We start from the raw sequence: 26025 nt of genomic DNA on the forward strand, positions 1-26025 counted from the left end.
CGCTCAGCCCTTGCTCAGTCGCCGGTGATTGGCCTGAACCTTCCGCCGGTAGCCGCGCACGACCTTGCGCGGCGTCCCGCCCAAGGCGATCGTCGCCGCGGCTTCGCCGGCGGCCTTGACCTTCTCGGTCACCATCAGCCGCGCCTCTTTGCGCGCCTTCGGGCCGCCAAGCATGAACATCGCCATCCGCTGGCCGATGACCATCTGCGCCTCGACGCCGAGCATCGCGAGTTCGGTGCCCAAGCTGAGCATCGATGCGGCCTTGCCTGCTGATCTCCGACGCGCGCGCATAGTGTGATCCTCGATCCTCGAGTCCGGAGGAACGACGTGCGTCAAGTCGCTTCCTTCCGAGTGACCACCAGGGCCCAGATCGTCGCCGGGATCCAGCCGATCAGGGTGATGTGCAGAAGGATGCACAGGATCCCCTGGACGACCTTCCCGCGCAGGAACATGGCAAGCCATGGCGCGAGGATACAGATGAGGATCATAACCATGCGGTGTCGGTCTCCAGAACTGTGACCGAACACGACCTGGTTCAGATCGTTCCTGGCGTGACGATCACGCTCTCGGCACGCTCACGGCGATTGGATCAGATCCCTGAGCCGGGACGCGAGCGCTTCCATGGCGAACGGCTTGGTCAAGATCTGCATGCCGGGCGCGAGATGCCCGTTGCCGACCGCCGCGTTCTCCGCGTAGCCGGTGATGAACAGGACCTTGAGGCTAGGGCGCTGCATGCGCCCCGCGTCGGCCATCTGCCGCCCGTTCATGCCGCCCGGTAGCCCGACGTCGGTCACCAGCAGGTCGATGCGGACGTCTGAGCGCAAGACCTTCAACCCGGCGACGCTGTCACCGGCCTCGATCGCCGTGTAGCCGAGATCCTCCAGCACCTCGGTCACCAGCATCCGCACGGACGGCTCGTCGTCGACAATCAGCACGGTCTCGCCCTGCCCGGCGCGAGCTGCCTGGGTCAGCCGGTCTACGGCCTCGTCTTCCTCGGTCTCTCCGTAGTGCCGCGGCAGGTACAGGCAAACGGTCGTGCCCTGCCCGACTTCCGAGTAGATCCGTACCTGCCCGCCCGACTGTTGGGCGAAGCCGTAGATCATCGACAGCCCAAGACCGGTACCCTGGCCCATGGGCTTGGTCGTGAAGAACGGCTCGAACACCCGCGCCGCGACCTCCGGGGTCATGCCGGTCCCGGTGTCGGTGACGCACACCGATAGGTACTGCCCCTCGGGGATCTCGTGTTTGATCGCGGACGGTCGATCCAGCCACTTGTTGGCGGTCTCGATGGTGATGCGGCCGCCGTCCGGCATGGCGTCGCGGGCGTTGATGCACAGGTTGAGCAGCGCATTCTCGAGCTGTCCCGGGTCGACCAGCGTCGGCCACAGGCCCGCTGCCCCGACCACTTCCAACGCGATCTCCGGCCCAATGGTGCGCCGGATCAATTCCTCCATGTCCGCCATGAGGCGGTTCACGTTGGTCGGCTTCGGATCGAGGGTCTGGCGGCGGGAGAAGGCCAGCAGGCGATGCGTCAGCGCGGCGGCGCGCTTGGTCGCCCCCTGCGCAACCGTCATGTATCGGTCGATATCCATCAACCGACCCTGCGCCATCCGGGCCTGCATCAATTCCAGTGAACCAGAAATACCGGCAAGCAGGTTGTTGAAGTCGTGCGCGAGACCGCCGGTTAGTTGCCCGACCGCCTCCATCTTCTGCGACTGCCGTAGTTGCTCCTCGGCCCGCATCAGCTCCGCCGTCCGCTCAGCGACGCGCTGCTCGAGGGTCTCGTTGAGGACGCGCAGTTCGGCTGCCGCCCGGTCGCGCTCCGCCTCCACGGCACGGCGCGCCTCCACGTCGATGAGCACGCCGGGGAAGCTTAGTGGCGTGCCGTCGGGCGCGTGCTCGACCCGGCCATTCGCCTCCAGCCAGTAGTAGATCCCATCCGCGCGCCGCGTGCGGTACTGATGCGCATATGCGCCGCCTCGGGCGATGGCCTCTGAGATTGCCGCCGACAGCCCATCCTGATCGTCGGGGTGCACGGTCGCGACGATTTGGGCGAGCGGGATGCCCTCCCGTCCGAGGGCCGGATCGAGGCCGAACGCAATCGCGAACGCCTCATCGACCGTGAAGCGGTCGCTCGGCAGATCCCAAAACCAAGTGCCGATGATCGCGCCCGCCGCAAGCGCGAGTTGCACGCGCTGCACGTTCTCCCGGGCGAGTGCCTCGCTGGCACGCAGCGCGGCCTCTGCCACCTTGCGGGCGGTGATGTCGGTGAACAGCACCGCGACCTCACGCCGGCTCGCCGGCTCGACGCGATGAGCGGAGACTTCGAGGTGCCGCCCGGTCGGCGCGAACATGCGGTCGAAGCGCGCGGGACGGCCCGTGCGCAGCACGTCGCCGTAGCGCTCGAGCCACCCGCCGGTCTCGCTGTCGGGGGCGATATCGCGCAGCGTCTGCCCAGCGACGTGCGCGATGCCGAGGTGATGCTCGAACGCCGCGTTGGCCTCGACGTGGACGTAGTCGCTCCAGGGATCGTGCGGGCCGTCGATAAAGCGGATGACGCAGAAGCCCTGATCGATGGTGTCGAACAGGGTCCGGTACCGCTCCTCGCTCATCGCCAGTGCGCGTTGGATCGAGACCTCGCGTGCCTCTGTCAGACCGGCCGAGGCCGCCATGGCGAAGCGCTGCACCAGTTCTAGATCGCGCTGCGAGAACACGTCCGGCGTGGTCGCTTGGAGCTTGAGTACGCCCAGGACTTGGCCGGCGCGAGCGATCGGGGCGAGCACGGCCGAGCGCATGGCGATCACCCGCATCAGGTGCTTCCCGACCCGCGGATCGACCTGGGCGTCGGTCAAAAGGATCGGGGCATTGGCGCGTGCGCATTCGCCGGAGCTGCTGCCGCGCAGGGGTACCCGCAATCCGCGGTGCGGGTCGAGGCTGCCGCGTACGGCGCGGTATTCCAAAGCGTCGCCGTCGATGAGTTCGATGACCCCGCCCTCGGCGGCTGGCAAGGCATCCATGGCCCCGGCCAGCACGGCGTCGAGGATGAGATCGAGGTCGCCGTCGCCCGACGAAACCGCAGCCAGGGCGCGGGCATAAGCCTCCCGCTCCCGGATCAATCCTTCCTGCTCGGCGATCAGTCCGTCGCGCTGCCGCAGCCCGCGGCGCAGCTCCAAGAGACCTCCGACTTGTCGTCCGAGCGCACGCAGGTCATCGGCCTGTTCCGGTGTCAGGCCCTGGGGACGCGGCACGAGGTCGATCACGCACAGCGAGCCCAGGACCTGCCTCTCCGATGTCCGCAACGGAGCGCCCGCGTAAAAGCGGATGCCGGGCTCCCCTGTCACCAACGGGTTGGCGGCAGTCCTCGGATCGACGGCCAGGTCCGGTATGATAAGCAGGTCGGGCTCGGTGAGCGCGAACTTGCAGACCGAGGAATTGAGGTCGGTCTCGCAGTCCGGGAACCCGACCCGAGCTTTGAACCACTGGCGGTCAGCGGCCACGAGGCTGACGAGGGCAACGGGCGTCGCGCATAGGCGTGCGGCCAAGCGGACGATGTCGTCGAAACCTTCCTCGGGAACGGTGTCGAGGATGTCGAGCGCGGTGAGCGCAGCGAGCCGGGATGGATCCTGGACGACAGCGGCCGTAAACGACATGACGGTTCAGACCGGACCGCGCTCGGCCCCAGGCCGCACGCGCGTCGATGGGGGACGATGATCTGCCCCCGACACGTCAGTCGGATTGATGCAGCGGATCGGTGTTCTGTCCATGCGCCGCAGTCGCATGAATGAGGGTGTGGAGCAATTGACGTGGTCGTGCGGAAACAAAGGCACCAATCACCCTATCAGGAACGAGACGGCGATATCGCTAGCAGCCAGGCTTATGTCGCTATTGACCCCTTCGTCAGGCGCTCAGAAGACCGAGCCGTATCACGTTCGCGCTTTATGAGATCGTGACACCGGGTCTGACAAAGCAGACTGCTCTGACAACAGCTTCGTGGGTTTCAGCGTTTGGACTTTGCTGCGCGAAGCAACCCGCTCGACCGCGCCGCCATCACCGTGAAGACGAAGCGCCATATCAGGAGGCGGCTCGGCGTACAGTCCAGCAATCTTCCACGACGGCGGGCCGGCGAGGCCGATTGTGCCGAACACGATGCTGCCACCAAGTCCTGTGTGGGGCTGCCGCGATCACCGCAAGGCTCTCGTTCGATGCCCAGCCAAATCAAGCGGACGCGTTGCACGGGCAAAGTCAGCCCATGGATCCGGCTTCAACGCGGCGAGGCGACCCGGCACGCTCGCGACGCTGAAGCGTGCGCCGGAGCCGAGCGCGGGAAGTTCGTTCCAGCTGACGGGGACTGACACAGGCGCTCCGGCCCGAGCACGGGTCGAGAAGGCAGACACGGCAGTCGCACCGCGCTGATTGCGCAGGTAGTCGACGAAGATCCGCCCGTCTCGAGCTGCCTTCGAGACGGTCGCAACGTAGCGCTCAGGTGAGTCCTTGGCCATCGCAGAGGCGAGGCGCTTCGTGAAGGCCTTGGCCTCGGTCCAGGTTGCCTGCGGCTTAAGGGGGGCGACGACGTGAACACCTTTGCCACCCGTGGTTTTGACGAAGGCCGCAAACCCCAAACGGTCGAGCCGCTCGCGGACCTCAAGCGCGCCAGCCACGAGATCGCCCCATCTGACACCCTCGCCGGGATCCAGGTCGAAGACCAAGCGGTCTGGCCGATCCGGATCGGCGGCCTTTGCGCCCCAGGGATGGATCTCGAGAACACTCGCCTGCACCAAGGCGAGGAGACCGTCGCCATCGCGGACCACCACCGCCTGTTCGGAGCCGGCCCCTACGAGATGCAGGTGCCGGTCATCCATCCCGGCCCAGCCATGCTTCTGGTAGAAACACGAGCCGACGCCGTCGGGGCATCGAACGAGCGACAGCGGTCGGTCGACCACGTGGGGCAGAATGTGCTCGGCGACCTCGGCGTAGTAGGCGGCTAGGCCTTCCTTCGTCAGCCCGACATCGTCCCACAGCACGCGATCGGGATGTGTCAGCCTCACGCCATCGCTCGGTGCGCTCTTCACTTGTGAGTTCGGTGCGTCGGGCTTCGCGCGCTTCACCGCTGCCTCCCGGACGACCTCGTGCGGCTGCACGTCCGGCCGGAGCGCCTTGAACGAAGCGTGCCGCAGCTGGTCGTCGGCTGTCCAGCCTCGGAATGTCACCTCGCAGACGAGCTGCGGCTCGACCCATCTCGCATTGCGCCGCGCGAGCGGGGGCAGCTCTTCGCTGAAGGGCGAAGCCTTGAGCCGCAACGGGTCGAGTTGCGTCCACAGATCGCGCGCAGCCGCATTGCTGAACCCGGTCCCGACCCGTCCCACGTGCACGAGGCTCTCGCCCTCATACGATCCGAGAATCAGCGAACCGACGGAGCGGGCCGCCGAGGTCGAGGGCATGTAGCCCGCGATGACGAACTCCTCGGAATGGGTGCACTTCACCTTGCGCCACAGATCACTTCGCCCTGAGCGGTAGGCCGCATCCGCGCGCTTGGCGACGATGCCCTCCAGCCCAAGCTTGCAGGCGTGGCGAGCCATGGCCGCGCCGTCCTCGACGAGATGCTCGCTGAACCGGATGCGGCTGTCTGGACCTGCGTCGTCGAGGCTCTGCAGCAGCAGGTCCTTGCGCTCGATCAGCGGCAGAGCGCGCAGATCCTTCCCATCCAGGTAGAGCAGATCGAAGGCGTAGAAGACCGCCCGCCCGATCTCGCCCGAGGTGAGCGCCTGCTGCAGCGCTGAGAAGCTCGACACGCCGCTCTCCGTCTCAGCGACGATCTCCCCGTCGATCAGAGCGGAGGGCAGCTTCAGTGCCTTGAGCGCCGCCGCGACCGGTTTGAACTTGGCCGTCCAGTCGAGGCCCGAGCGCGTCAGAAGCTTGACGGAGCCGCCGTCGATGCGTGCCTGCATCCGGTAGCCGTCGTGCTTGATCTCGTACAGCCAACCATCGCCGGACGGCGCGGCGTCGACCAAGGTCGCCAGCGCCGGCTCTACGAAGGGCGGGAGGATCGCCTTGCGCGCACGCGTGGACCGGTTTGTCGCCCCCTTCGTGGTCCGGCTGGCCGCGACGTGTGCACGAGCTTCGTGATCGGCCCTGACTGGTCCGCCTGACGCGAGGTCACGGTTGGTGCGGCCCGAGAGGACCGAGGTGTCGTGTTCCGTGAGAATGTCTGCGTCGCCCTTCACACGCGCATGCTCGTCCTCGGCCTTCAGCAGCAGCCACGGCTCCTTCTTCTCGCTACCGCGGCCTTTCATCCGCACGAGATGCCAGCGGCCCTTGAGCCGCTGACCGTGGAGGACGAACTCGACGTGACCCTTCGCCAATCCGGCCGCGAGGTCCCCGACCGGTTCCCAGTGTCCGGTGTCCCAGACGATCATGGTGCCGCCGCCGTACTGGCCCTTCGGGATCGCACCCTCCCAGCGCAGGTAATCGAGGGGATGGTCCTCCGTCTGGACCGCCAGGCGCTTGTCGGCGGGCACCAGGCTCGGTCCACGCGTCACCGCCCAGCTCTTCAGCACGCCGTCGCTCTCGAGCCGCAGATCGTAGTGCAGGCGTGTCGCATCGTGCTTCTGCACCACGAAGCGGGCCTTCTTGGCCTTCCGGCCACGCCGCGCCAGTGGCTCGGGAGAGACCTCAAAATCCCGCTTGGCGCGATAGGGTTCGAGGAGCTTGACCATAGCTTTCGGCAACGGCGACGCTCGCCCCGGGGTTCCGACAGAAGTTCCGTAATCACTCTGATCACCCAGCATTCGTAAGTTATCCACAGGTGACGGGGCGGCGGAACGAGTCGATCTGACTCCTCGTTGAGTCGACGAAATCGAGATCGACTCTGTTCAGATCCGACGAGACTCGTGAACACCTGAGTGAATGTTGGAGGCGGCAGTGGCGGCTCGTGCCAATTGGAAAGGTCATCTGCGACTTTCCCTCGTCTCGTGTGCGGTCGGGCTGTATCCGGCGGTGAGCTCCTCGAGTGATCTCAAGTGTCACACGATCAATCGTGAGACCGGCAACCGGATCAAGCAGCTCATCGTCGACGCGGTGACGGGCGAACCCGTTGATCGCGACGACCAGATCAAGGGCTGCGAGGTCGCCAAGGACGAACTCGTGCCGATCGAGGCCGACGAGCTCAGCGAGATCGCGCTGGAAAGCACGCACACGATCAACATCGAGGCGTTCTGCAAGCGCGAGGAAGTCGATGAGCGCTACCTCGACAGGCCGTACTATCTCGCCGCCGAGGACAAGGTCTCGCGCGAGGCTTTTGCGGTGATCCGCGACGCGATGAATAAGAAGGGCATGGCCGGCCTCGGACGGCTCGTCATCTACAAGCGCGAGCGGGTTGTTCTGCTCGAACCCTACGGCAAAGGCCTGCTGGCGACGCTGTTGCGCTACCAGGACGAGATCCGGTCCCCGACGGCGTACTTCGAGGACATGCCTGACGGCAAGCCCACGGACGAGATGCGCGCGTTGGCTGAGGAGCTGATCTCCCGTGCGACGAAGAAGTTCGATCCCTCGAAGTTCGAGGACCGATACGAGGAGGCGCTAATCACTCTGGTCAAGAGCAAGGCGTCGAAGCCTGCGAAGGGCAAAGGACGCGCCAAGGCCGAAGCTCCGACCTCCGGCAACGTCGTCAACCTGATGGAAGCGCTCAAGCGGAGCATCGATACCGAAAAGTCGACCACGACAGCGAAGCCGTCGGCAAGAAAGCCTTCGGGCTCGGAACGAGCGGCCGGATCGAAGCAGACCGCACGCAAGCCCGCTTCCAAAGCCAGGAAGGCTGCATGAGAGCGAAGCTGCGATATCGGCCGCTCGCCCTGGTTCTGTCGCATGGGGCCGAGCAGCGAGACCGTGACTGCCTTCTTCTGAGCGAGAAGGGTTACGATGTTCTCGGATTTGCCGACGCCGAGAGTGCGGTGGCATGGCTCGAGGAGGAGACCCCCGCAGTCGCGATCGTTGAACAGGTAGCAGACCTTCGCGAGCAGGCCGTCCTTAAAACGCTCGCAGGACGCGGTGTGTTGCTGCGCTCGGCAGATAAATAGCCTGAGAGGCAATACTGCGCGGAAGCGCTCTTGGTCAAAATCTCACGATCCGTACCCCATGCGAAGGACTGCAAACGGTGGTGAGCGGACTTCGGCCCTATGGCCGGAACCGGACGTTCAATCCAGTAGCGGTTGGTGTGATTTGGGTGCACCTATAGCAGACCGCCATTTGCGCATGCTCGCGACCGGTGAGCGCGCGCATCGCATCCGGGCGGTCCTTGTCGGCGTCGAGTGATCCAGCATGAGAAATGAGGAGAGCGGTGGTTATGTTTTGTCCGGCTCTGTAGTGGGGGCGGCAACAGCTCCCATGCCGCTGCTTATCTCTGTCCCTGTATGAGGCGGTACACCGACCGGCAGTACGGGAGCGGCGGAGAGTTCCTCCTGGATCTTTGCGAGGCCAGCTTCCACCTCGTGAATGAGGTCTTCAAAGTTGTACGGCTTGCGAAGCAGGCGTGTGCCCGGCGGCAACTCGGGGTAGAGATCCGCTCCGGCTCCTGAGGTGACAACGATGCCAACCTTTGGCCAACGGTGATGAACGAGGTGAGCGAGGGCAACGCCGCCGCCCATGATGTTCCGCCCTGTGATCAGCATGCGCACCGCGGAATTTTCCTCGAGTACTACCAACGCCTCAACAGCTGTGCGCACCTCTATAGTCCGGAGGCCTGCCTCGGACAGCATTTCGGAAGTGAGCATACGCAGGAGCGGGATCGCTTCCGCGACGAGGAGGGCAACAGGTCTGCTCTCGACGATCACCGGGCCTACTCCTGACTCCAGACTTACAGTCGTCAGGACGAGGAGCCTCGGAGCACTCCGGCATGGCGATGTCGCCGCTCCATTAAATTCGGAGCCAACGGGTATACTATGGCACCAAGTGTGGAATGCCTAATCCCGCAGCGGCCCATCGCGAGGGTGCGCACGGTATGGTTTGGGTATGCTAAAACAGACTGGCTACGCTCCAGACGCGTTGTGGATTGGCTAAACCACGCAGTCTAACAGTCCCAACCTCTTCAAGCGGGCGACCGCAACGTGCGGCGAAGGCGTCCGAAATTAGCAGTGCGCGTCCGAGTGCCTCGCACTGTCCCTCGATCCGGCTCGCTTCGTTGACCGCCCGGCCGATGACCGTGAAATCGAGCCGCCGATCGCTGCCGACGTTTCCATAGACGACTTCACCAAAATGCAGAACCAAGTCGGCTGCGAGTTCCGGCAGGTTGGCCGTCTGGCGACGCGCATTGAGGGCGGTATTGGCGTGCAGCGCATCCGTGGCGGCGTCCAGGGCATCGTCACAAACTGAGCAGGGTCGCGCAGCAGGATCTTGGATCGGGAAGATCGCCAGGAAACCGTCCCCGACAAACTTCAGGATCTCGCCACCGCGTTCGGTCACGGGCTTTCCAAGCGCGTCGAAGTGCTCGTCCAACCAGCCGACGACCGCCAGCGGATCGTTACGGTCGGTCAGCGTTGTGAAGCCGCGCAAGTCCATGAACAGGATCGCCGCCGGAACAGTACGACCTTGTCCACGCCGGATTTGCCCTTCAAGTACACGTGCACCGGTCGTGCGCCCGACGTAGATGCTCAGCACTTCGCGCAGCGTTTGTGACAGATTGAGCTTGGCCATGGCCAGACCGAGCGCGGGCCGCAGCGCTTCGATGGCGGCGAGATCGGCTTCCGTGAAGCCGGAGGCATGCTGCGTAGCGAATGAGATCATCCCGCCAGTCAGGGCGGTGCCCGGCGCAAAGGCGAACCGATGCAAGACGTAATCTGCCCCTCCCTGCGCACGGAGTTCATGCAGGAGGGGTAGATCATTATCGGTCCGCAGCGCGTCGAGCCGCCAGCGTCCGATATTCTCACCGCGTTGAACGAGGGTTTGGATTGGGCTGCGCTGAAACGCGGCTTCCCGCACGGGGCCGTGTGGATCCGGTCTCCAAGCCGAGACCCCTTGCCCCGTATACCAATGAAGGCTGAACGCACGGGTGCTCGGGTCGAGGGTCATCGTGCCGAGGCTGACCCGCCAGAGCGGCAAGTCCATGGCGACCAGTGCCCGGCACGTACCGTCGAGCAAGCCGTGCCAGTCGTCACTGCCCGTGGCGTGCTCGATGATCCATCGCGAGAGGGCGGATACATTCATGCGCGTCGGGCTCGCCGACGAATGGAATCAACCGTCGGCACTATAGTCTGTGCCACGATTGTAGTTCGTCCGCCAGTCCGGCACTTCGTTCAGTGCCGATATTGAGCATACGTGTCGGATACCCAATGCAAGACCGGATGAGCGTGCCAACGTTCAAAGGCGTGTTCCATGTCAGGCGGAAGGCAAATCTGTCGGTGGAGGGGTAGAGCATCCGGCCGCGCTAGAGGTGCTAAGATGCTGGCCGCCGTAATCGAATTTCTTCCGAAATCGTCGCGGCTTAGCGGGCCGCCGTTTGCGAGTAGAGTATCCGCCCAATCGAGTTCATCATCGATACGGCGCTCAAGCTCGGGCAGACGCGTCGGTTGTATGGCCATGTGAGCGGCCATCGCATGCCGGATCACAGGCCAACCGATGCGGCCGAGAGCTGCTTGGACAGGTGAAACACCTTGAAGCAGTACGTCTCGAACACCGGAGCGCGGGTCGTGAAGCGTGCCCGAGTAGAAATACTCGCGGATGAGAGGGCCGATCACGGTTTCAAAGCGGTGCTCCAAGGAAGCATCGCCGCCGTCGAGACGCGCCCAGGTCAGGATGGCACCACTTCCTTGCACAACGCCATTGTCAGTGGCGAGGATCGGGAGGCAGGTGTCTTTTGCCAAACGACGAGCGAGGGGGACATGCAAGCCGGGCATCCATGCACGCTCGTCGTACTGGATGCCTTGATGATCGAGGCCCCAACGCGCTCGCTCGCAGAAATGCGAGATCTTTATCACGTACAAGCGCATAGTCGCCTCCCGCCCCGAATACGTGGGTCAAGACTGATATATGCAATTCAACTGGATGCCGTACGTGTGATTTGGCACGATATATTAGTCTAGAAGCCGATCGAATAAAGTATTTTTACTGAGTGGCCGCGCGTGCCTGCGCGCAACGTAGGTCGGTTTAGGTATGGCCTGAGCGAACCGTAGCCACCGGTCTGTTTGGATGTTCATTGCGAGCATCCAACACGAACTTTCTCGAGCGAACCAATCATAGCAGACCAGCAAGCCGGAATGTCCCGCAGCAGGCATTGTGAAAGCCTGCTCGGGGTCGGATGCGGTCCTTAGCAGCGCTCGGTCAGTCGCGAACCGCGCTCGATCGCCGAGATCTCGATCCCTGTATTCGATAGGCGAATTTGCATACATCGGTGATCGTCTTGGTATAGCTTGGTTATCACGCACAGTGATCATGCGACGTGAACCGATGCGGCAAAAATGCTTGTTCGAGATCGCTCGCTTGATCCTGCTGCTTCGGCAATCTTCGCCCGCGCTTGTCTGAATAATCCGGCGATCACGGACAGCCACTCACGGTCGATCTTATCGCAACCGTGGCCGGCCGTAGAGGGCGCAAGCCAACAATCCTTCGGATGGGACGGATCGTTCAGCAGCAGCGGGCGTTGGACTTGTTGCACTGCAGCATCCGCTGCGGATGCGAAAGGATACGGTCCCGATCCCGCGAGGGAGGGCCGCCACGGGTCTGCTCCGCAGGTCGTACATCCGTCCGCATAGGCTCCGTCGCGCCACGGTGATGGTCCGATCACAACGCGCCTTGCTCACCATCCAGGAGCCCACCATGACGCAACGTTTCGACAGCCCAGCGTGGCTTGCTCCGACCGTGCTCGGATCAGCGGCAGCCCTCGCCGCATCGGCGTTCTACACGGCCGTGAAGACGCGGGACGCCGAGCACGAGACCCCACCGATCGGTGAGTTCATCACCGTCGACGGGGTGCGGCTGCACTATGTCGAGCGCGGACGCGGACCGGCTCTCGTGTTGATCCACGGCAACGGCATGATGATCCAGGATTTCCTGGTCAGCGGCATCGTCGACGATCTCGCCAAGCGCTACCGGGTGATCATCATCGACCGGCCCGGCTACGGCTACAGCGACCGTCCGCGCGGGCTCTGGACGCCGCGCGCCCACGCCACGCTGTTCCAGAAGGCGCTCCAGCAGCTCGGCGTTACGCAAGCCGTCGTGCTCGGTCACTCCTGGGGGGCGCTGGTCGCAGTTGCCCTCGCACTTCAGGCCCCGCAGCTCGTCCGGAGCCTCGTCCTGGCCTCCGGCTACTACTATCCGACGCTGCGCGCCGACGTCATGCTGTCCTCCCCGGTCGCGATCCCGGGCATCGGCGACCTGATGCGCCACACCGTGTCGCCCGTGCTTGGACGGCTCATGCAGCCCGCCCTGATCAAGGCCATGTTCGCGCCCGCCGCCGTCACGGAGCGCTTCGACCGCGAGTTCCCGAAGGCCATGATGCTGCGCCCGCTACAGCTGCGTGCCTCGGCGGAGGACGCCGTGCTGATGACGCCGGTCACGGTCGAGCTTGAGAAGCATTACCGCGACCTCAAGCTCCCGGTGGTGATCATCGCCGGCGGCGACGATCAGATCGCCGACGTCGACCGGCAGTCGAAGCGCCTGCACAGCGAGCTGCCCGACAGCGATCTCATCATCGTCCCCGGCATGGGCCACATGATCCAGCATCTCGCACCGGACGCGGTCGTCGCCGCGATCGACCGCGCAGCACAGCCGGTCCGCGAAGCGGCGTGACAATCGGGTCGCTCAGCCACCGCCAAAGACGACCTCAAGCGCGTCCGTGACGCCCTTGAGCGTTGCGGCGCGGGCCGCCTCGTCGGAGCCGATGTGCGGATCCCGCTGCACGCACGGATCGGCATAGGTGAACGGTGTGTCCTTCGGCCCTTCGACGATCACCCCGTCCGATGCCTCGTGAAGCGAACAGGCGCGCACCGTCTGCGCGCCCTTGGCCACCGTCGGCTGCGGCGGGCCCACGGGATTGTCGAAGACGTGCTGCGCGCCGGGGAACACGGTCAGGCTGACGTCAGCCCCAGCCACCTTCAACCGCTCAAAGTAGGCGGCACAGGTCGCGGCCGGATTGTAGTCGTCGCCGCTGCCGCCGAACATCCGGATCGGCCGACCGACCGTCGCGGTATCGTCCTGGAAACGGATCGAGCAGTCGGGATAGACCGGCAGGAAGACGGCCGGCGTGATCCCGGAGCGGTTCCAGGCCGTATCGAAACGCTTGAGGCTCGCGTACAGCGCCGCCTGCCCGCCGCGCGAGAAGCCCATCACGGCGACGCGTGCCGGGTCGACCCGCGGGTGCTTCGCGAGCATGCCCAGCGCCCGGTAGATGTCGAGGATCAGGTTCGTGCGCGACAGCAGGCTCTGATCGGTGTTGACCGACGTCAGGCCCCGACCGGTAAAACCGTCGAGGGCGAAGGTCGAGATCCCCCGTGCGCCCAGCGCCCGCTGCCAGAACTCGATGTTGCCACTCAAGCCCCCCGAGCCGTGCATCAGGATAACGGTCGGCAGGCGCTCCGTCCCCGCTTTCGCAATGCGCAGGACGCCTGTGACGGTCACCGGTTTGGCATCGTCCGACGTGCCGGTGAGGAACTGCCGGTCAGTCAGCGTCAGGCTCTCGAACGGATGGATCTCGACGCGCGCGGCATAGCTGCCGAGGTCGGCCACGCCATCACCCGCCGGCTCTGCGGACGCTCCGGTCAGTCTGCAGGCCATCAGGCCGGCCGCGAGGAACAGGAACGGTCGCCGCATGTGCTGTGTGTCTCCCAAGTCGACACACCATAGCGGCAGGCTCGGATCCCTGTCGCTGCGGACGCAGACGGAGCTTGTGTCGCAGCGACCGCTTGATCGCTGGCCAGCGCTCGGGATCGCGTTAGCGCAATGGAAAAGACCAGCGCCTGCGTGAATCGCCGTCGACCGATTCAAGTGCGTGCCGAGGGCTGGAAGGTCCGTGGTACAGCCGACCGACAAGCGCACGGAGTGAGCCGGCAAAAATTATGAGAACCGCCGATCGAGATGTCTGCGATTCTGGGAAAGAAACGAGGCGTCGATGAGAACGGCACAAAAAAACGCAAGCGTTTTCAATGCCGCCTCTGCCAGTAATTATGAGAACGGTGACGGGGCGCCTGACGCGCGCTCCGCCGAGGCGGCGACCGGTTCAGGGGTGCGCGCGGATCGGCTTCAGCGGATCCGGCCGGGGCGGGTCGGCTCGAACACGATGCGGCGGTGATAGGCGCACCAGCTCTTCCCATCGGCCACGGGCGCGCCGCAGCAGATGGCGCGGTCGTTCGGCTCGCCGATGATGTACTTGCACACGAAGGCGCCAGACTGCGCGAAGGGCACGCGCAGATCGGCCGACGGTTCCTTGACGCTCTCGGAATCGCCGATCTGGGACATGCGGACGAGTTGATTCATGGTGTCGATCGGCTCAATGATCATCCTGCTCGATAGGCACGTACGCCCCGGCAGACAGGGAGAGGGAGACGCCTTTCCGTCGCACGGCGACCCCGGCGCGCGTCCCGAGGGAGCGACATCGGCGGCGGCCAGCGCGATGCCGGCCCAGGGGACCGAAGCGAACGGCGTCATCGTGTCGTCGTAACTGGGGTTACGACATTTTAAAACAAGACCAACCTGCGTTGAGCGCATCCGACCACGGTGCAGGATGCGTATCTCGGCTCTATCGGCGCCGCAGCGACTGGCCTTCGCCAAACCTTACGAAACCGACCGAACGCCGCGGATCGGCCGAGGCCCGCGCGTGCAACCCCGGCCGTCCTGTGATTTGGTGCGCGTTTTCCGTGAACAGAGCCGGACCCGCCGATCATGGCCCACGCGCCCCTCGTGTCACCCGACTGGCTGCATGACCGCCTCGACGCTCCCGACATCGTCGTGCTCGACGGCTCGTGGTACCTGCCGGCCGCCGGCCGCGACCCGGAGGCCGAATTCCGGGCCGCCCATATCCCGGGGGCGCGGCGCTTCGACCTCGACGCCATGAGCGACACGGAGTCGGGCCTGCCGCACATGCTGCCGCGCCCCGAGGTGTTCGCCGCCCGGATGCGGGCGCTCGGCGTCGGCGACGGCATGCAGATCGTGGTCTATGACGGCCAGGGCCTGTTCTCTGCCCCGCGGGTCTGGTGGATGCTCAAGGCCTTCGGCGTTCGTGACGCGCTGGTACTCGACGGCGGCCTGCCGGCCTGGACCGCCGCGGGTTACGCCACCGAGGACGGGGACCCGCGCCCGCACGAGCGCCGGCACTTCACCGCCCGCCTCGATCACGGCGCGGTCGCGGACGCGGACGACGTCGCCCGCGCGCTGCAGACCGGCTCCGCTCAGGTGGTCGATGCCCGCTCGGCGACGCGCTTCCGCGGCGAGGAGCCGGAGCCCCGGGCCGGCGTCCGGCCGGGGCACATGCCGGGGGCCCGCAACCTGCATTACGCGGCGCTCCAGCGCGACGGACGGATGAAGAGCCCGGAGGAGCTGGCCGCCGCCTTCGCGGAGAGCGGCGTCGATCCGGACCGGCAGATCGTGACCACCTGCGGGTCGGGGGTGACCGCGGCGATCATCGCGCTGGCGCTCGAGACCATGGGCCGCCCGGCCCGCGGCCTCTACGACGGCTCCTGGTCCGAATGGGGCGCCGATCCGGCCCGCGCCGTCGCGACCGGCGCCTGAGACACGGGTAGAAGGACCGAGCCGGAACCCGGCCGGCGGCCAGCGTGTTCAGGCGGGGTTCGCCGTCACGTCCGATCCCGCCTCGCGCGTCTGTGAATGGGCTGGGCCGTAAAGCCCCGGCCGTTGGGCCGCTGATGTCCGGTCGACACGCCCGCGTCGACCGGACACCCGTGTCGACACGGCAGGCCCTTGAACCCCGCGCATTCGATTTCGATATATCGAATGCGCCTGCGGTTGGGCGCTCCACGGAGAAAATCATGCCGCTTCACGACACCACTGCCCTTTCGGGCACCATCCGGCACGTGTTCGCCCATCGGTTCACCATCGAGGCGGACGGCGACACACACTTGGCCGATCTTGGCCCGAAGGGAGCGGACGCCTTCGCCCTCGCGACCGGGTTGCACGTGACCCTTGAGGGCGAACGCCGCCCGTCGGAGATCAAGGTCACGCGGATCTCGGCCGCGGGCCGGGAACCGGTGGAGATCCATCACAAGAAGCCCCATCACCCTCCCGGTCCCAAGGGAGCGGACAAGGGGGCGGACGAGCGGGCGGACGCGCCCGCCGATCCCGCACGCGCCCTGGCGGCGGCGGCCTCCGCCGGCTGGACGGTCACGGAGGGGCTGCGTCGCAAGCCGAAGCACTTCGAGGTCTTGGCGCACCGAGGCGATGGAGCGGCCACGGAACTGCACGTCGATTTCGCCGGCACGATCTACAAGGAGAAGCCGGCCGACCCCGCGAAATGGGCCATGCGGGCCTGAGGGCTTCCCTGACGTCTGGCTCCGCCGCATCGATGACCGGTGCGGCGGAGCCGGTCTGACCGCTCCGGACTGGAGCCCGGGCCGCGGGCCGGCCGGGGTCACCGGACCTCAGGCCGTGCGCATGGCCCGGCGCTTGTCGGCGGCGCTCCACTGCATCAGGCCGACCATGAGCGCGATGGTGGCGACATAGACGAGGCCCTGAAGGGCGGTCGGCCGGTCGGTGTAGCCGACCAGGGCGTGCAGGACACGGCCCGGCCAGGAGGTCTCGGCGATCATCCCGGAGCTGTTCCAGAGGGTCTGGCCGAGAATCTCCACCACGCCCGCGTTGCTCAGGAACTGGGCGGCCTGCGCAGCGAGGCCCGCGGCCAGGAAGATGATCAGCACGCTGGTCACCGAGAACACGTAGCGGCTCGGGATCGCGGCGAGGCCGAGATAGGTCCCCGCGGAGAGGAGCGCGCCGGCCCCGATGCCCGCGACCGCGCCGAACTGGATGTCGGCCCCCGAGGTGCCCGAGGCGACGAGGCCGTAGAGGAACAGCACCAATTCGGCGCCCTCGCGCAGGATCGCGGCGCCGATGACGATCGACAGGGCCGCGGCCTCCCGCTCGCCCGAGCGCACGGCCTCGCCGGCCGCGCGCAACTCGCCGGCGAGTTCCTTGCCGTGCTTGCTCATCCAGGTGTTGTGCCAGATCAGGAGCAGCACCGCGACGATCAGGACCGCCGCGTTCAGCAGGTCCTGCCCGTTGCCCTCGAAGGCGTCGGAGATCTTCTCGGCGAACAGCGCGACGAGGCCCGCGCCGGCCAGCCCCCCCGCGACGCCGAGCAGGACCCAGCGCATCCGCCCGGGTATCCCGCGGGTCGCCGCCAGCACGATCGAGATGATGAGTCCCGCCTCGATGACTTCGCGGAAGGCGATGACGAAGGCGCCGATCATGGCGATCTCCAAACGTTGCGCGCGGACCGCGCTACCAGATCCAGAACAGCAGCACCCAGTTGGCCACCGACAGGGTGGCCGCCCCGGCGATGCAGGCGGCGGCCGCGATCCGACGGAGGCCGCCGGCGCTGAGGCCGGCGACCCGCCAGGCGAGCCAGACGCTCCACAGGCTCGCCCCGGCGAGCAGGGCCGCGCGGATCTCCGCCACGTGGGGCAGCACGATCCCGTCGCCGCGCAGGAACGTGACGGTCAGCGCCGAAAGGCCCAGGAACACGCCGCAGCCCGCCACCGGGATCAGCGTCTGGGTCAGGTGGTGGAAGCGCCGGAGCGACCATCCCCCGAGGGCGACCGTGGCGAGCGCCACGATCCCCGACAGGGCGAGCCCGAGGATTACCGTGGCCGCGCCGATGTAGGCCAGCAGCAACCCGCCGTCGAGGAGGGTCATGACGTCGTTGCGGTCGGGATAGTTCGTCAGGACGAACCAGGGCGCCGAGTGCTCCAGCGGCCAGGTCACCCCGCGTTCGATGAGCCAGGTCGCGGCCGCCTGCTTGGCGTCGACGTACCAGGGGCTCGACGACCATTGGAAGGCGCCCACCGCCAGGGCCATCATGCCGAACAGGATCAGTACGGTCTGGTCGAGGTCCGGCTCGGCGCCGGCCACGTGCACGATCTCGTGGTTGGGCGAGCGCAGGGCGAGGCTCACCGCGCCGCGATGGCCGCTACAGCGGCCGCACATGTGGCAGGCGCCCGCGCCGCGCATCCGCCGCACCGGAACCAGCGGCGCGCAGTTGAACGCCGCGCCCCCCCGGACGGGCTTGGGCGAGGCCGCCCAGGCGGCATGGTCGACCTGGAAGCTCACGGGGGCGAGCTTCGAGAGCACCGCGAAGACGCCGTTGACCGGGCAAAGGTAGCGGCACCAGACCCGCTTGTTGCGCCCGTAGAGCAGGCCGACCGCGATCGCCGCGAGCGTCGAGCCGCCCAGGATGGCGAGGACCGGCTTCGGATAGCCGTACACGCTGGTCATCTGGCCGTAGACCGTGGTGCCGGCGAACGCCAGGAACGGCCAGCCCGGCCAGGCGATCCAGCGCGGCACCGCGTAGCCGCGGCTCCAGCGGCTGGCGAACTCGCTCAGCGCCCCCTCGGGGCAGAGGACGCCGCACCACGCCCGGCCGACCAGCACCATGCTGACCAGCACGAAGGGCCACCAGATCCCCCAGAAGGCGAACTGAGCGGCCAGCGTCAAATTGGTCCAGATATGCGCGGCGTTGCCGGGGAGCGGCAGCAGTGCCGGCACGATCACCAGCACCGCGTAGACGGCGACGATCAGCCATTGCACGGCGCGGATCATCCAGCCGTACCGGCGCAGCCCGTCGCCGAACCGGGCGAGCCGCGCGTCGATCGCGGCCCGGCGCGGCTGGACCCGGGCGACGGCGAGCGGGCCCTGCGCTGTCGTCGACGCGCTCATTTGGCCACCAGGGCCGCCTTCGCCTCCGGATGGAAGTCGTCGAACACCTGGTAGGTGCCGGGATCGAGCGTGCGGAACACGATCGCCGAGGTCGAGCCCGCGGCAAGCGCCTTCTCGCGCTTGAGCTCCACGCTCTCGAACTCCACCGGACTCTGGCCGGTGTTCGCGATCTCCAGCTTGAAGCGCGTGTTGGCCGGCACCTCGATCACCGCCGGGAGTATCACGCCGTCGCGCATCTCGACCTTGATGACCGGCATGTCATCCGCGCGCGCGGACGTCGCAGCGCCCACGAGGGCGAGCAGGGCGATGACGAGGCGGACGGAACACGACTGGCGAGACACGCAAGATCCCCGAGTTTCAGTAGGCGCCCTTCTTGCCGACGCCGGCGAAGGTGAAGTCCTGGGTCACGTCGAAAGGCTCGAACCACGGGCCGACGCCCGTCTCCTTGTCGACGTGCCGGCCGAAATGCCCGTCCTTGCCGGGGGGCGCGAAGATCACCTTGAGGCGGTAGCGGCCGGGGCCGAACAGCTTCACGTTGTCGCCGTAATGCGGCCCGTCATTGGCGACCATCGGCATCAGCATGCCGGACACCTTCTGCTCCGTGGGCTTGTCGCCGTCGAGCTTCACCGCTTCGAAGCGCACATCGAGCGCCGGCACCCAGTCGCCCTCGGCGAAGCCGTTGCGGTTGTCCTTGGCGGCGCGGATATCCGTCTCGAGGTGGATGTCCGACTGCGCGGCCTCCCGCATCATGCCGGGCGGGTCCATCTCGATCGGCTGCAGGTAGACCGCCGCGACCTCCAGGCCGTTCCGGGTCACATGGGGGCCGATCGGCACCTCCTTGGCGGCCGCAGCGCCCGCGCACCCGAGGAGGCAGGCCACGGCCAGGCCGCGGAGAATCGGAACGATGTTCGGCTCGTGCATGCGTCCGCACATAACCCGTCCGGCGCGAAGTTCAAATAGGCGGCCGAGTTCTATCAAATAATAACAATTCTAATCTACAATCGAACTGCGACAAACTGGACGCAGTCCTCCGTCAATTTCACATGAGGTGACAGTTTTCGAAGGGTAGCGCGAAGTTATCCGATACGTCTCGACCGGACGGATCTTGACTGTTTCATCGGATTGCGGATCGTCACGCCACTGCCATGCGGGCAATCGAGGATGTCGCGCCGACGGCGAGGAACCGCGACGGAGCCTGTGGCGAGAGGGCGCATCACGGCTTGCGCGACGCGCGGGCCCGACTTAGCAAGTGCTATAATTCTGCCGTGAGTCCGATGCGAACCCTATCCCGACCCCTGGCCTGCGCGGCGGCTCTCGCCCTGACCGTCTACCTCCCCGTCCCCGCCGCGATGGCGGCCGATCCCGCGACCCCGCGCCCGGCCGCGGAGGTCGCGGCCTACGCCGACTGGTCCGGCGGCTATATCGGCCTCGAAGGCAGCGCCGGCGGATCCTACGGAGCCTACAATTTCGGCCCGGCCACGGTCGGCGGCCGGCCCGTCCCGGCCTTCAAGAGCGGCGACGCCACCGGCCGCAGCGACCAGGGGCGGAACGCCACCACGGCGGTCGGCGGCGCCTTCGGCGGCTGGAACTGGCAGACCGGACCGTGGGTCTACGGGGCGGAGGCGAGCCTCGACGCGGCGAACCTGAAGCGGCCGGTCCCCTCGACCATTCCGGGTTTCGGCTACGCGGAGGTGGACCCGGCCTTCAACATCGTGCGCGCCAAGACCAGCCTTTACGGGACCCTGCGGGCCCGGATCGGCTACAGCTTCGACCGCTACCTGATCTACGGCACGTTCGGGCTGGCGGGCGCGAACGCGCGCGTCCTGGCGAACTACCCGGATCTCGACGCGGGCGGGCAGAACACGGCGCGGCGGGACCTCGGCTACCTGGGCTTCACCCTGGGGGCGGGCGTGCAATACGCCATCACCGATACGCTCGCCCTCGGGATCGACTACCGCTACGTCGACCTGGGTGGCAGCCGCCGCTTCCCGCTCGGCGTCGTGCCGGGGGATGCGGGCGGACCGGTCTCGACCCGGGCGAGCTTCACCTCCAACCAGCTCTTCGCCCGGCTGATGTGGTTCCCGGACGGGCTGAGGGTCCCGCCGGATCCGGACGAGACCGCCCCGCATGACCCCGACAACGGCGATACCGGCCGGTTCTCCCTGCACGGTCAGACGACCCTGATCGCCCAGGGGGTGCCGGGCTTCCGCTCGCCCTACGCGGGCGCGCAGAGCCTGATCCCGCACCAGGCCCGTCAGACCACCACGGCCACGATCTTCCTCGGGCTGAAGCTCACCGACAGCACCGAGATCTACTACAATCCCGAGTTCAGCCAGGGCTTCGGCCTGTCGCGAACGCTCGGGGTCGCCGGCTTCGTCAACGGCGAGGCCCAGAAGGCCGGCGCCCCGTTCCCGAAGCTGCGCTCGAACCGCTACTACGTGAAGCAGACGATCGGCCTCGGCGGCGAGACCGTGGAGGTGCCCGACGGGCCGAACCAGGTCGCCACCCGCTACGATGCCGAGCGGATCACGCTGATCGCCGGCAAGTTCGCGCTCGGCGACTTCTTCGACGGCAACGTCTACGCGCATGACCCGCGCGTCGACTTCTTCAACTGGTCGCTCTGGGGTTCATCGGCCTGGGACTTCCCGGCCAACCTGCCCGGCTTCACCCAGGGCGTCTACGCGGAGTACAACCGCCCCGAATTCGCGATCCGCGCCGCCTACACGCAGGTGCCCAAGGAGCCGTCGAGCGACGTGCTCGACCCGCGGGTGTTCCGGCGCGCCGGGCTCAACGCCGAGTTCGAGCAGCGCTACGTCCTGCCGGGGCTGGACCAGCCCGGCAAGCTGCGCTTCGGCCTGTTCTCGAATGTCGGCGTCTCGGCCGACAACCGGGAGGTCGTGACCCTCACGCAGCTCGGCGCCTTCGACGACATCAACGACGCCGTCGGGGCGACCCGCCGCCCCCGCCGCAAGACCGGCGGCTACATCAACCTGGAGCAGGCGCTGACGCCGGAACTCGGCCTGTTCGCCCGCGCCAGCCTGAACGACGGGCGGACGGAGAACATCTCCTTCACGGACATCGACCAGAGCTTCTCCGGCGGCCTGTCGCTCAAGGGCAGGGCCTGGGACCGGCCGGACGACACGGTCGGGATCGGCGCGGCGATGAACGGCCTCTCGCCCTCGCACCGCGCCGCCTTCGCGGCGGGCTATTTCGGGCTGCTCATCGGCGACGGGCGCCTGAACTACGGCACCGAGCGGGCGCTGGAGACCTACTACGCCCTCAACCTCACGAAGTTCGTGACCCTGACCTTCGACTACCAGTTCATCGACAACCCCGGCTACAACCGCGACCGCGGGCCGGCGCACTTCTTCGCCTCGCGGCTGCACGCGGATTTCTGAGCGGGCTGTTCCGGCGTGGGTGGATCCGCCGCCTCACGCCGGGCGGCCTCGGCGACATCCGCCTGGGGAGGCATGAACCGGACTTCCGAGATGCGCGCGCCGTCAGCACCGACGCACGCCGCCCCTTCGGTGAACGGTCAATCGGACGTTTCGGCCCCCTCCATCGCGGTCGCCCCAAAAATAGCCTCGAACGCCGCCCGCAGATGCATGTCGACCTCGGCCAAGCTCACCGGCAGTCCGAGATCGACGAGGCTCGTCACCCCGTGCTCCCGGACGCCGCACGGGACGATCCCGTCGAAATGCGACAGGTCCGGCTCGACGTTCAGGCTGATCCCGTGGAAGCTCACCCAGCGGCGCACCCGGATGCCGATCGCCGCGATCTTGTCCTCGACCCCGGGCCCCTTCTCGGGGCGGCGCACCCAGACGCCGACCCGGTCCTCCCGGCGCTCGGCGCGGACGTTGAAGGCGTCCAGCGTCGCGATCAGCCACGCCTCCAGGCTCGCCACGTAGGCGCGCAGGTCGCGGCTGCGCCGGTCGAGGTCCAGCATCACGTAGGCGACCCGCTGGCCGGGGCCGTGATAGGTGTATTGCCCGCCCCGGCCCGTGGCGTGAACCGGGAAGCGCCCCGGCGCCACGAGATCTCCCGGCCGGGCCGAGGTCCCGGCCGTGTAGAGCGGCGGGTGCTCCAGCAGCCAGACGCATTCGGGCGCCGCGCCGCGGGCGATGGCGTCCGCACGCGCCTCCATCCAGGCGACCGCCGCATCGTAGCCCACGGGGCCGTCGCTCACGCGCCAGCCCACCGGCCCCGCGACCGGGTCTGAGCCGGCCCGCTTCGGGAAGGCATGCGGGCTGACCGTGAGGCGGGGCGCGTTTACCAAGACTTCACCATCCTGCGTCGATGGTCGAAGCCTTCAACACCCGCGGCCGGCGGTTGCAAGGGTTCGCCCGAACGGGACCGGCTGCGAGACGGGATGGCGGACGGTGGCGGTCTTCGAGACCCTCAAGGTCGATCTGACGGTGGTGCTCGGCCGCGCGCGGATGCCGTTGCACATGCTGCTGCGCATGGGCCGTGGTGCCGTGATCGAACTGGAGGCCAGCGAGAGCGACATGGTCGAGATCCTGGCCAACGACCATCCGATCGCCCGCGGGCAGATCGTGGTGACGGGCGACCGCATCTCCGTCGAGGTGACGGAGCTGATCCGCAAGGCCGCGTCGATCGTCGAGCCGGGCGCCTGCATCGGCGAGGGTGCGGCGTCGCTCCTGGACGCGGGCTACGATCCGGTGTGAGCGAAGCGCTTGTCGGCAGCGGGGCGATCTGTTATCCGCTGCGCCGCCGACACGGCGACGCCCTGAGGGATCTCCCGCGGGTCGCGGCGGTCGAGCGAACGGGCGGATCTTCGCGTCCGATGCGGCCATGGCGGAATTGGTAGACGCGCTAGCTTGAGGTGCTAGTCCCGCGAGGGGTGGAGGTTCGAGTCCTCTTGGCCGCACCAACCTTTTCTCGAACGCTGAGACGAGGTTCGGGGCAGTAGGCGCCGATACCGGCGAGCCGGCTCCGACGCGACGTCCGGCGCCGCAGGGCCGGTCGCCGGTCAGTCCGTAGAGCCTTCCGGAAGGCCCGCCATCCGCAGCCCCTCCACGATCGACCGGTACTCTTCCAGAAACGTCGGATTGTCCGACCAGCGTTCGTTGGCCCATCGCTGCACGGTATAGCCCGGCATCAGCTTGAGGATCTCCGCGGCCGCCGCCGCGGCCTCGGACTTTTTCCCGAGCCAAGCGTAGCCCGCGGCCAGATCGACGTAGGACAGCCAGTAGGGGCCGGCGGCCACCGACTTGTGGCACCAGGGGATCGCCTCGTCCCACCGCTTCTGGTGCGTGTACGAATGGCAGACGAAATAGTACCAGACGTTCAGCAACGGGTCCTTGGGGCTCAGGCGTATCGCGTCCAACACGCTCGGTATGGCCGCCGCGGCATGACCCGTCAGGGTCGCGATGTGGCCACGCAGGGCATACGCCATCGCGTAGTTTCGATCCTTGGCGATGGCCGCCTCGTACATCGACAGCGCCGCTTCGAACTGCCTGGACGCGCGCAGCACATCGCCCTTGGTGACGTAGCCCAGGGCATCGTCCGGGTAGGCGGCCTGATACCGGGTCACGAGGCTGTCGGCCTCCATGATGTCCTGTGACTTGTCGGCACTCCAGGACATCCCGAGCCGCACAATATCGGTGCGGGCGAGGCCGATCAGCGCCCGGGGACTGCTCGCGTCCAGCGCCAGCGACGCCTTGAACAGCGCCGCCGCCTCGGTGGTGTTCGCGAGCGAACGCGGACGGTTCAGGAAGGACCATCCGCGCAGCGCGAGGTCGGCCGCATCCGGATTGGCGCGGCGCTCCCGCAGCGAGCGCAGGCTCTCGGCTTCGGTCAACTGCACGTCGAGGGAGCGCGCCAAGTGGGCGACGAACTCCGTCTGCAACGTCCCGAGACGGCTGCGCTCACCCTCGAAACGATCGGCCCAGACATGCCCCCCGGTATCGGTGGCGATGAGCTGCGCGTTGAGGACGATGTGGTTGTCCGTCCGGCGGACACTGCCCTCGAGCACGTAGCGCACGCCGAGGTCGCGACCGACCTGTTTCACGTCGACGGCCTTGCCCTTGTAGGTGAACGCCGTGTTGCGGGCGATCACGAAGCTGCCGGCCAGATGCGACAGGTCGGTGGTCAGATCCTCCGTCAGCCCGTCGGCGAAGAAGTCCTGCTCCGGATCGGCGCTCAAATTGGCGAAGGGCAGCACCACCAGCGACAGGGACGGCAGCGGTCGCGGCGGCAGGCCGTTCTGGACCGCCAGCGTCGTCTCGGCCCTGGGCCCCGGCGAACGCCCCATCCACCAGATCGCGGCCCCGACCGATCCGGCCGCCGCCGCGACGACCAGGAGCGCCGCGGCGCGCAGGTTGCGGCCCGTTCGGACCGAAGGCGGGGGCGCCGGGGACGGGACGGAGCGGATCGCCCCCTGCGCCGCGTCGGGACCGTCCTCGGCGTCGTCGTCCGCGTCGTCGGGCAGGGCCACCGCCTGCACCGCCGCGGCCGACAGGGCGAACACGCCGACCGGGCGGGCGATGTTCTTGAGATCGAGCTTTCCCCGGTCCTCGAACCGGCAGGGCAGCCGGTCGCGCACCTGATCGTGGACCGAGCGCGACACGCACAAGCCGCCCGGCTCGGCCAGCGGCTCGAGCCGGGCGGCGACGTTGACGCCGTCCCCGAAAAGGTCGCCGTCGGGCTGCGCCACCACGTCGCCGACGGTGATGCCGCACCGCAGCCGGAAGCGCCGGTCCTCGGGCAGGGCCGGCTCCCGGCCGGCCAGGGCCTGCTGGATGCGCACCGCACAGGCCACGGCCCGCAGGGGGCTGGGGAACTCCACCAGCAGGCCGTCGCCCATCGATTTCACGATCCGGCCCTGGGCGGCCTGGATGGCCGGGTCGGTGACCTCGCGGCGCAGCGCTTTCAGACGTCGGATCGTGCCGCCCTCGTCGGCGCCCATCATCCGGCTGTAGCCGACGATATCGGCCACAAGGATCGCCGCCAGACGCCTCGTCATCTTCCGTATGGCCTCACGCGCGCGGCTCTTCGGACGCGGCCCTCGATTGGGACGGTCATAGCATGAAGGCGACCGCGGGAGGCAAGTCTCTGGGCACCAATACTCAACTTAGTCGGAGGCGTGCGGATCAGCACCGCCGTAAAAACAGCATTCGCTCATCCTGAACCCTCGATCCC

The 26025-nt window shown here is 67.2% G+C and carries 22 protein-coding genes and 1 tRNA gene; 8 read left to right on the top strand and 15 right to left on the bottom strand.

Translation table 11 applies throughout. The features are described 5' to 3' along the window. Nucleotides 1–3: 3 nt before the first annotated feature. The 4 genes from MKL01_RS13675 to ligD form a co-directional block, all read right to left on the bottom strand. Complete coding sequence (locus MKL01_RS13675; protein WP_243905814.1) at nucleotides 4–252, bottom strand: hypothetical protein; 249 nt, start codon at nucleotides 250–252, stop codon at nucleotides 4–6. An 80-nt stretch (nucleotides 253–332) separates the two neighbouring features. Then, nucleotides 333–494, bottom strand: a complete 162-nt coding sequence (locus tag MKL01_RS13680; RefSeq protein ID WP_243905762.1) for a YqaE/Pmp3 family membrane protein — start codon at nucleotides 492–494, stop codon at nucleotides 333–335. Nucleotides 495–575: 81 nt separating this feature from the next. Then, on the bottom strand, nucleotides 576–3650 hold the full coding sequence (locus tag MKL01_RS13685; RefSeq protein WP_313901463.1) for a GAF domain-containing protein: 3075 nt from the start codon (nucleotides 3648–3650) through the stop codon (nucleotides 576–578). A gap of 531 nt (nucleotides 3651–4181) precedes the next feature. Next, nucleotides 4182–6713, bottom strand: a complete 2532-nt coding sequence (gene ligD / locus MKL01_RS13695) for a DNA ligase D (protein ID WP_243905763.1) — start codon at nucleotides 6711–6713, stop codon at nucleotides 4182–4184. A 205-nt stretch (nucleotides 6714–6918) separates the two neighbouring features. Between ligD and MKL01_RS13700 the strand changes: the two genes are divergently transcribed. Together MKL01_RS13700 and MKL01_RS13705 are read left to right on the top strand one after the other, a co-directional pair. Then, complete coding sequence (locus MKL01_RS13700; RefSeq protein WP_243905764.1) at nucleotides 6919–7818, top strand: Ku protein; 900 nt, start codon at nucleotides 6919–6921, stop codon at nucleotides 7816–7818. Further along, nucleotides 7815–8072, top strand: coding sequence for a hypothetical protein (locus tag MKL01_RS13705; protein ID WP_243905765.1), 258 nt, complete (start codon nucleotides 7815–7817; stop codon nucleotides 8070–8072). The genes MKL01_RS13700 and MKL01_RS13705 overlap by 4 nt, the downstream gene beginning before the upstream one ends. Nucleotides 8073–8336: 264 nt before the next feature. Here MKL01_RS13705 and MKL01_RS13710 read toward each other — a convergent pair whose 3' ends face one another. The 3 genes from MKL01_RS13710 to MKL01_RS13720 form a co-directional block, all read right to left on the bottom strand. Next, entirely contained in the window at nucleotides 8337–8825 is a 489-nt protein-coding gene (locus MKL01_RS13710) for a response regulator (protein ID WP_243905766.1), read from the bottom strand. Nucleotides 8826–9006: 181 nt separating this feature from the next. Next, nucleotides 9007–10194, bottom strand: a complete 1188-nt coding sequence (locus MKL01_RS13715) for an adenylate/guanylate cyclase domain-containing protein (protein WP_243905767.1) — start codon at nucleotides 10192–10194, stop codon at nucleotides 9007–9009. Nucleotides 10195–10283: 89 nt separating this feature from the next. Next, nucleotides 10284–10976: a glutathione S-transferase N-terminal domain-containing protein gene (locus MKL01_RS13720; RefSeq protein ID WP_243905768.1), complete on the bottom strand. Its 693-nt coding sequence runs from the start codon at nucleotides 10974–10976 to the stop codon at nucleotides 10284–10286. Between the two features lie 826 nt (nucleotides 10977–11802). Here MKL01_RS13720 and MKL01_RS13725 point away from each other — a divergent pair. Beyond that, nucleotides 11803–12774, top strand: coding sequence for an alpha/beta fold hydrolase (locus tag MKL01_RS13725; protein WP_243905769.1), 972 nt, complete (start codon nucleotides 11803–11805; stop codon nucleotides 12772–12774). A gap of 12 nt (nucleotides 12775–12786) precedes the next feature. Here MKL01_RS13725 and MKL01_RS13730 read toward each other — a convergent pair whose 3' ends face one another. Further along, complete coding sequence (locus MKL01_RS13730; RefSeq protein WP_243905770.1) at nucleotides 12787–13794, bottom strand: dienelactone hydrolase family protein; 1008 nt, start codon at nucleotides 13792–13794, stop codon at nucleotides 12787–12789. A gap of 429 nt (nucleotides 13795–14223) precedes the next feature. Further along, the gene (locus MKL01_RS13735; protein ID WP_243905816.1) at nucleotides 14224–14457 is read right to left on the bottom strand and encodes a GcrA family cell cycle regulator; all 234 of its coding nucleotides are present in this window, start codon (nucleotides 14455–14457) and stop codon (nucleotides 14224–14226) included. Nucleotides 14458–14862: 405 nt separating this feature from the next. On the opposite strand from MKL01_RS13735, the gene sseA reads away from it, so the two are divergent. Then, nucleotides 14863–15708, top strand: coding sequence for a 3-mercaptopyruvate sulfurtransferase (gene sseA / locus MKL01_RS13740; RefSeq protein ID WP_243905771.1), 846 nt, complete (start codon nucleotides 14863–14865; stop codon nucleotides 15706–15708). A gap of 257 nt (nucleotides 15709–15965) precedes the next feature. After that, complete coding sequence (locus tag MKL01_RS13745) at nucleotides 15966–16466, top strand: hypothetical protein (protein ID WP_243905772.1); 501 nt, start codon at nucleotides 15966–15968, stop codon at nucleotides 16464–16466. 108 nt (nucleotides 16467–16574) lie between these two features. Here MKL01_RS13745 and MKL01_RS13750 read toward each other — a convergent pair whose 3' ends face one another. Genes MKL01_RS13750 through MKL01_RS13765 form a run of 4 tightly spaced genes read right to left on the bottom strand, consistent with a single transcriptional unit; the run spans nucleotide 16575 to nucleotide 19785 of the window. After that, nucleotides 16575–17399, bottom strand: a complete 825-nt coding sequence (locus tag MKL01_RS13750; RefSeq protein WP_243905773.1) for an FTR1 family protein — start codon at nucleotides 17397–17399, stop codon at nucleotides 16575–16577. 31 nt (nucleotides 17400–17430) lie between these two features. Further along, on the bottom strand, nucleotides 17431–18864 hold the full coding sequence (locus tag MKL01_RS13755) for a 4Fe-4S binding protein (protein ID WP_243905774.1): 1434 nt from the start codon (nucleotides 18862–18864) through the stop codon (nucleotides 17431–17433). Next, nucleotides 18861–19205, bottom strand: a complete 345-nt coding sequence (locus MKL01_RS13760) for a cupredoxin domain-containing protein (RefSeq protein ID WP_243905775.1) — start codon at nucleotides 19203–19205, stop codon at nucleotides 18861–18863. The genes MKL01_RS13755 and MKL01_RS13760 overlap by 4 nt, the downstream gene beginning before the upstream one ends. 16 nt (nucleotides 19206–19221) lie before the next feature. Continuing rightward, the gene (locus MKL01_RS13765; protein ID WP_243905776.1) at nucleotides 19222–19785 is read right to left on the bottom strand and encodes an iron transporter; all 564 of its coding nucleotides are present in this window, start codon (nucleotides 19783–19785) and stop codon (nucleotides 19222–19224) included. Between the two features lie 353 nt (nucleotides 19786–20138). Between MKL01_RS13765 and MKL01_RS13770 the strand changes: the two genes are divergently transcribed. Continuing rightward, nucleotides 20139–22262, top strand: coding sequence for a carbohydrate porin (locus tag MKL01_RS13770; RefSeq protein ID WP_409566251.1), 2124 nt, complete (start codon nucleotides 20139–20141; stop codon nucleotides 22260–22262). 137 nt (nucleotides 22263–22399) lie between these two features. Here MKL01_RS13770 and lipB read toward each other — a convergent pair whose 3' ends face one another. Next, entirely contained in the window at nucleotides 22400–23140 is a 741-nt protein-coding gene (gene lipB, locus MKL01_RS13775; protein WP_243905777.1) for a lipoyl(octanoyl) transferase LipB, read from the bottom strand. A gap of 103 nt (nucleotides 23141–23243) precedes the next feature. Here lipB and MKL01_RS13780 point away from each other — a divergent pair, with 103 nt between their 5' ends. Together MKL01_RS13780 and MKL01_RS13785 are read left to right on the top strand one after the other, a co-directional pair. Beyond that, nucleotides 23244–23549, top strand: coding sequence for a FliM/FliN family flagellar motor switch protein (locus tag MKL01_RS13780; protein WP_243905778.1), 306 nt, complete (start codon nucleotides 23244–23246; stop codon nucleotides 23547–23549). Nucleotides 23550–23670: 121 nt separating this feature from the next. Next, a tRNA-Leu gene (locus MKL01_RS13785) sits at nucleotides 23671–23755 on the top strand. A 99-nt stretch (nucleotides 23756–23854) separates the two neighbouring features. On the opposite strand, the gene MKL01_RS13790 is transcribed toward MKL01_RS13785, so the two are convergent. Further along, nucleotides 23855–25849 (bottom strand): adenylate/guanylate cyclase domain-containing protein, encoded by a 1995-nt coding sequence (locus MKL01_RS13790; protein ID WP_243905779.1) that lies wholly within the window; start codon nucleotides 25847–25849, stop codon nucleotides 23855–23857. Between the last annotated feature and the right edge of the window lie 176 nt (nucleotides 25850–26025).

The sequence above is a fragment of the Methylobacterium sp. J-070 genome, assembly GCF_022829385.1.
Lineage (GTDB): Bacteria > Pseudomonadota > Alphaproteobacteria > Rhizobiales > Beijerinckiaceae > Methylobacterium.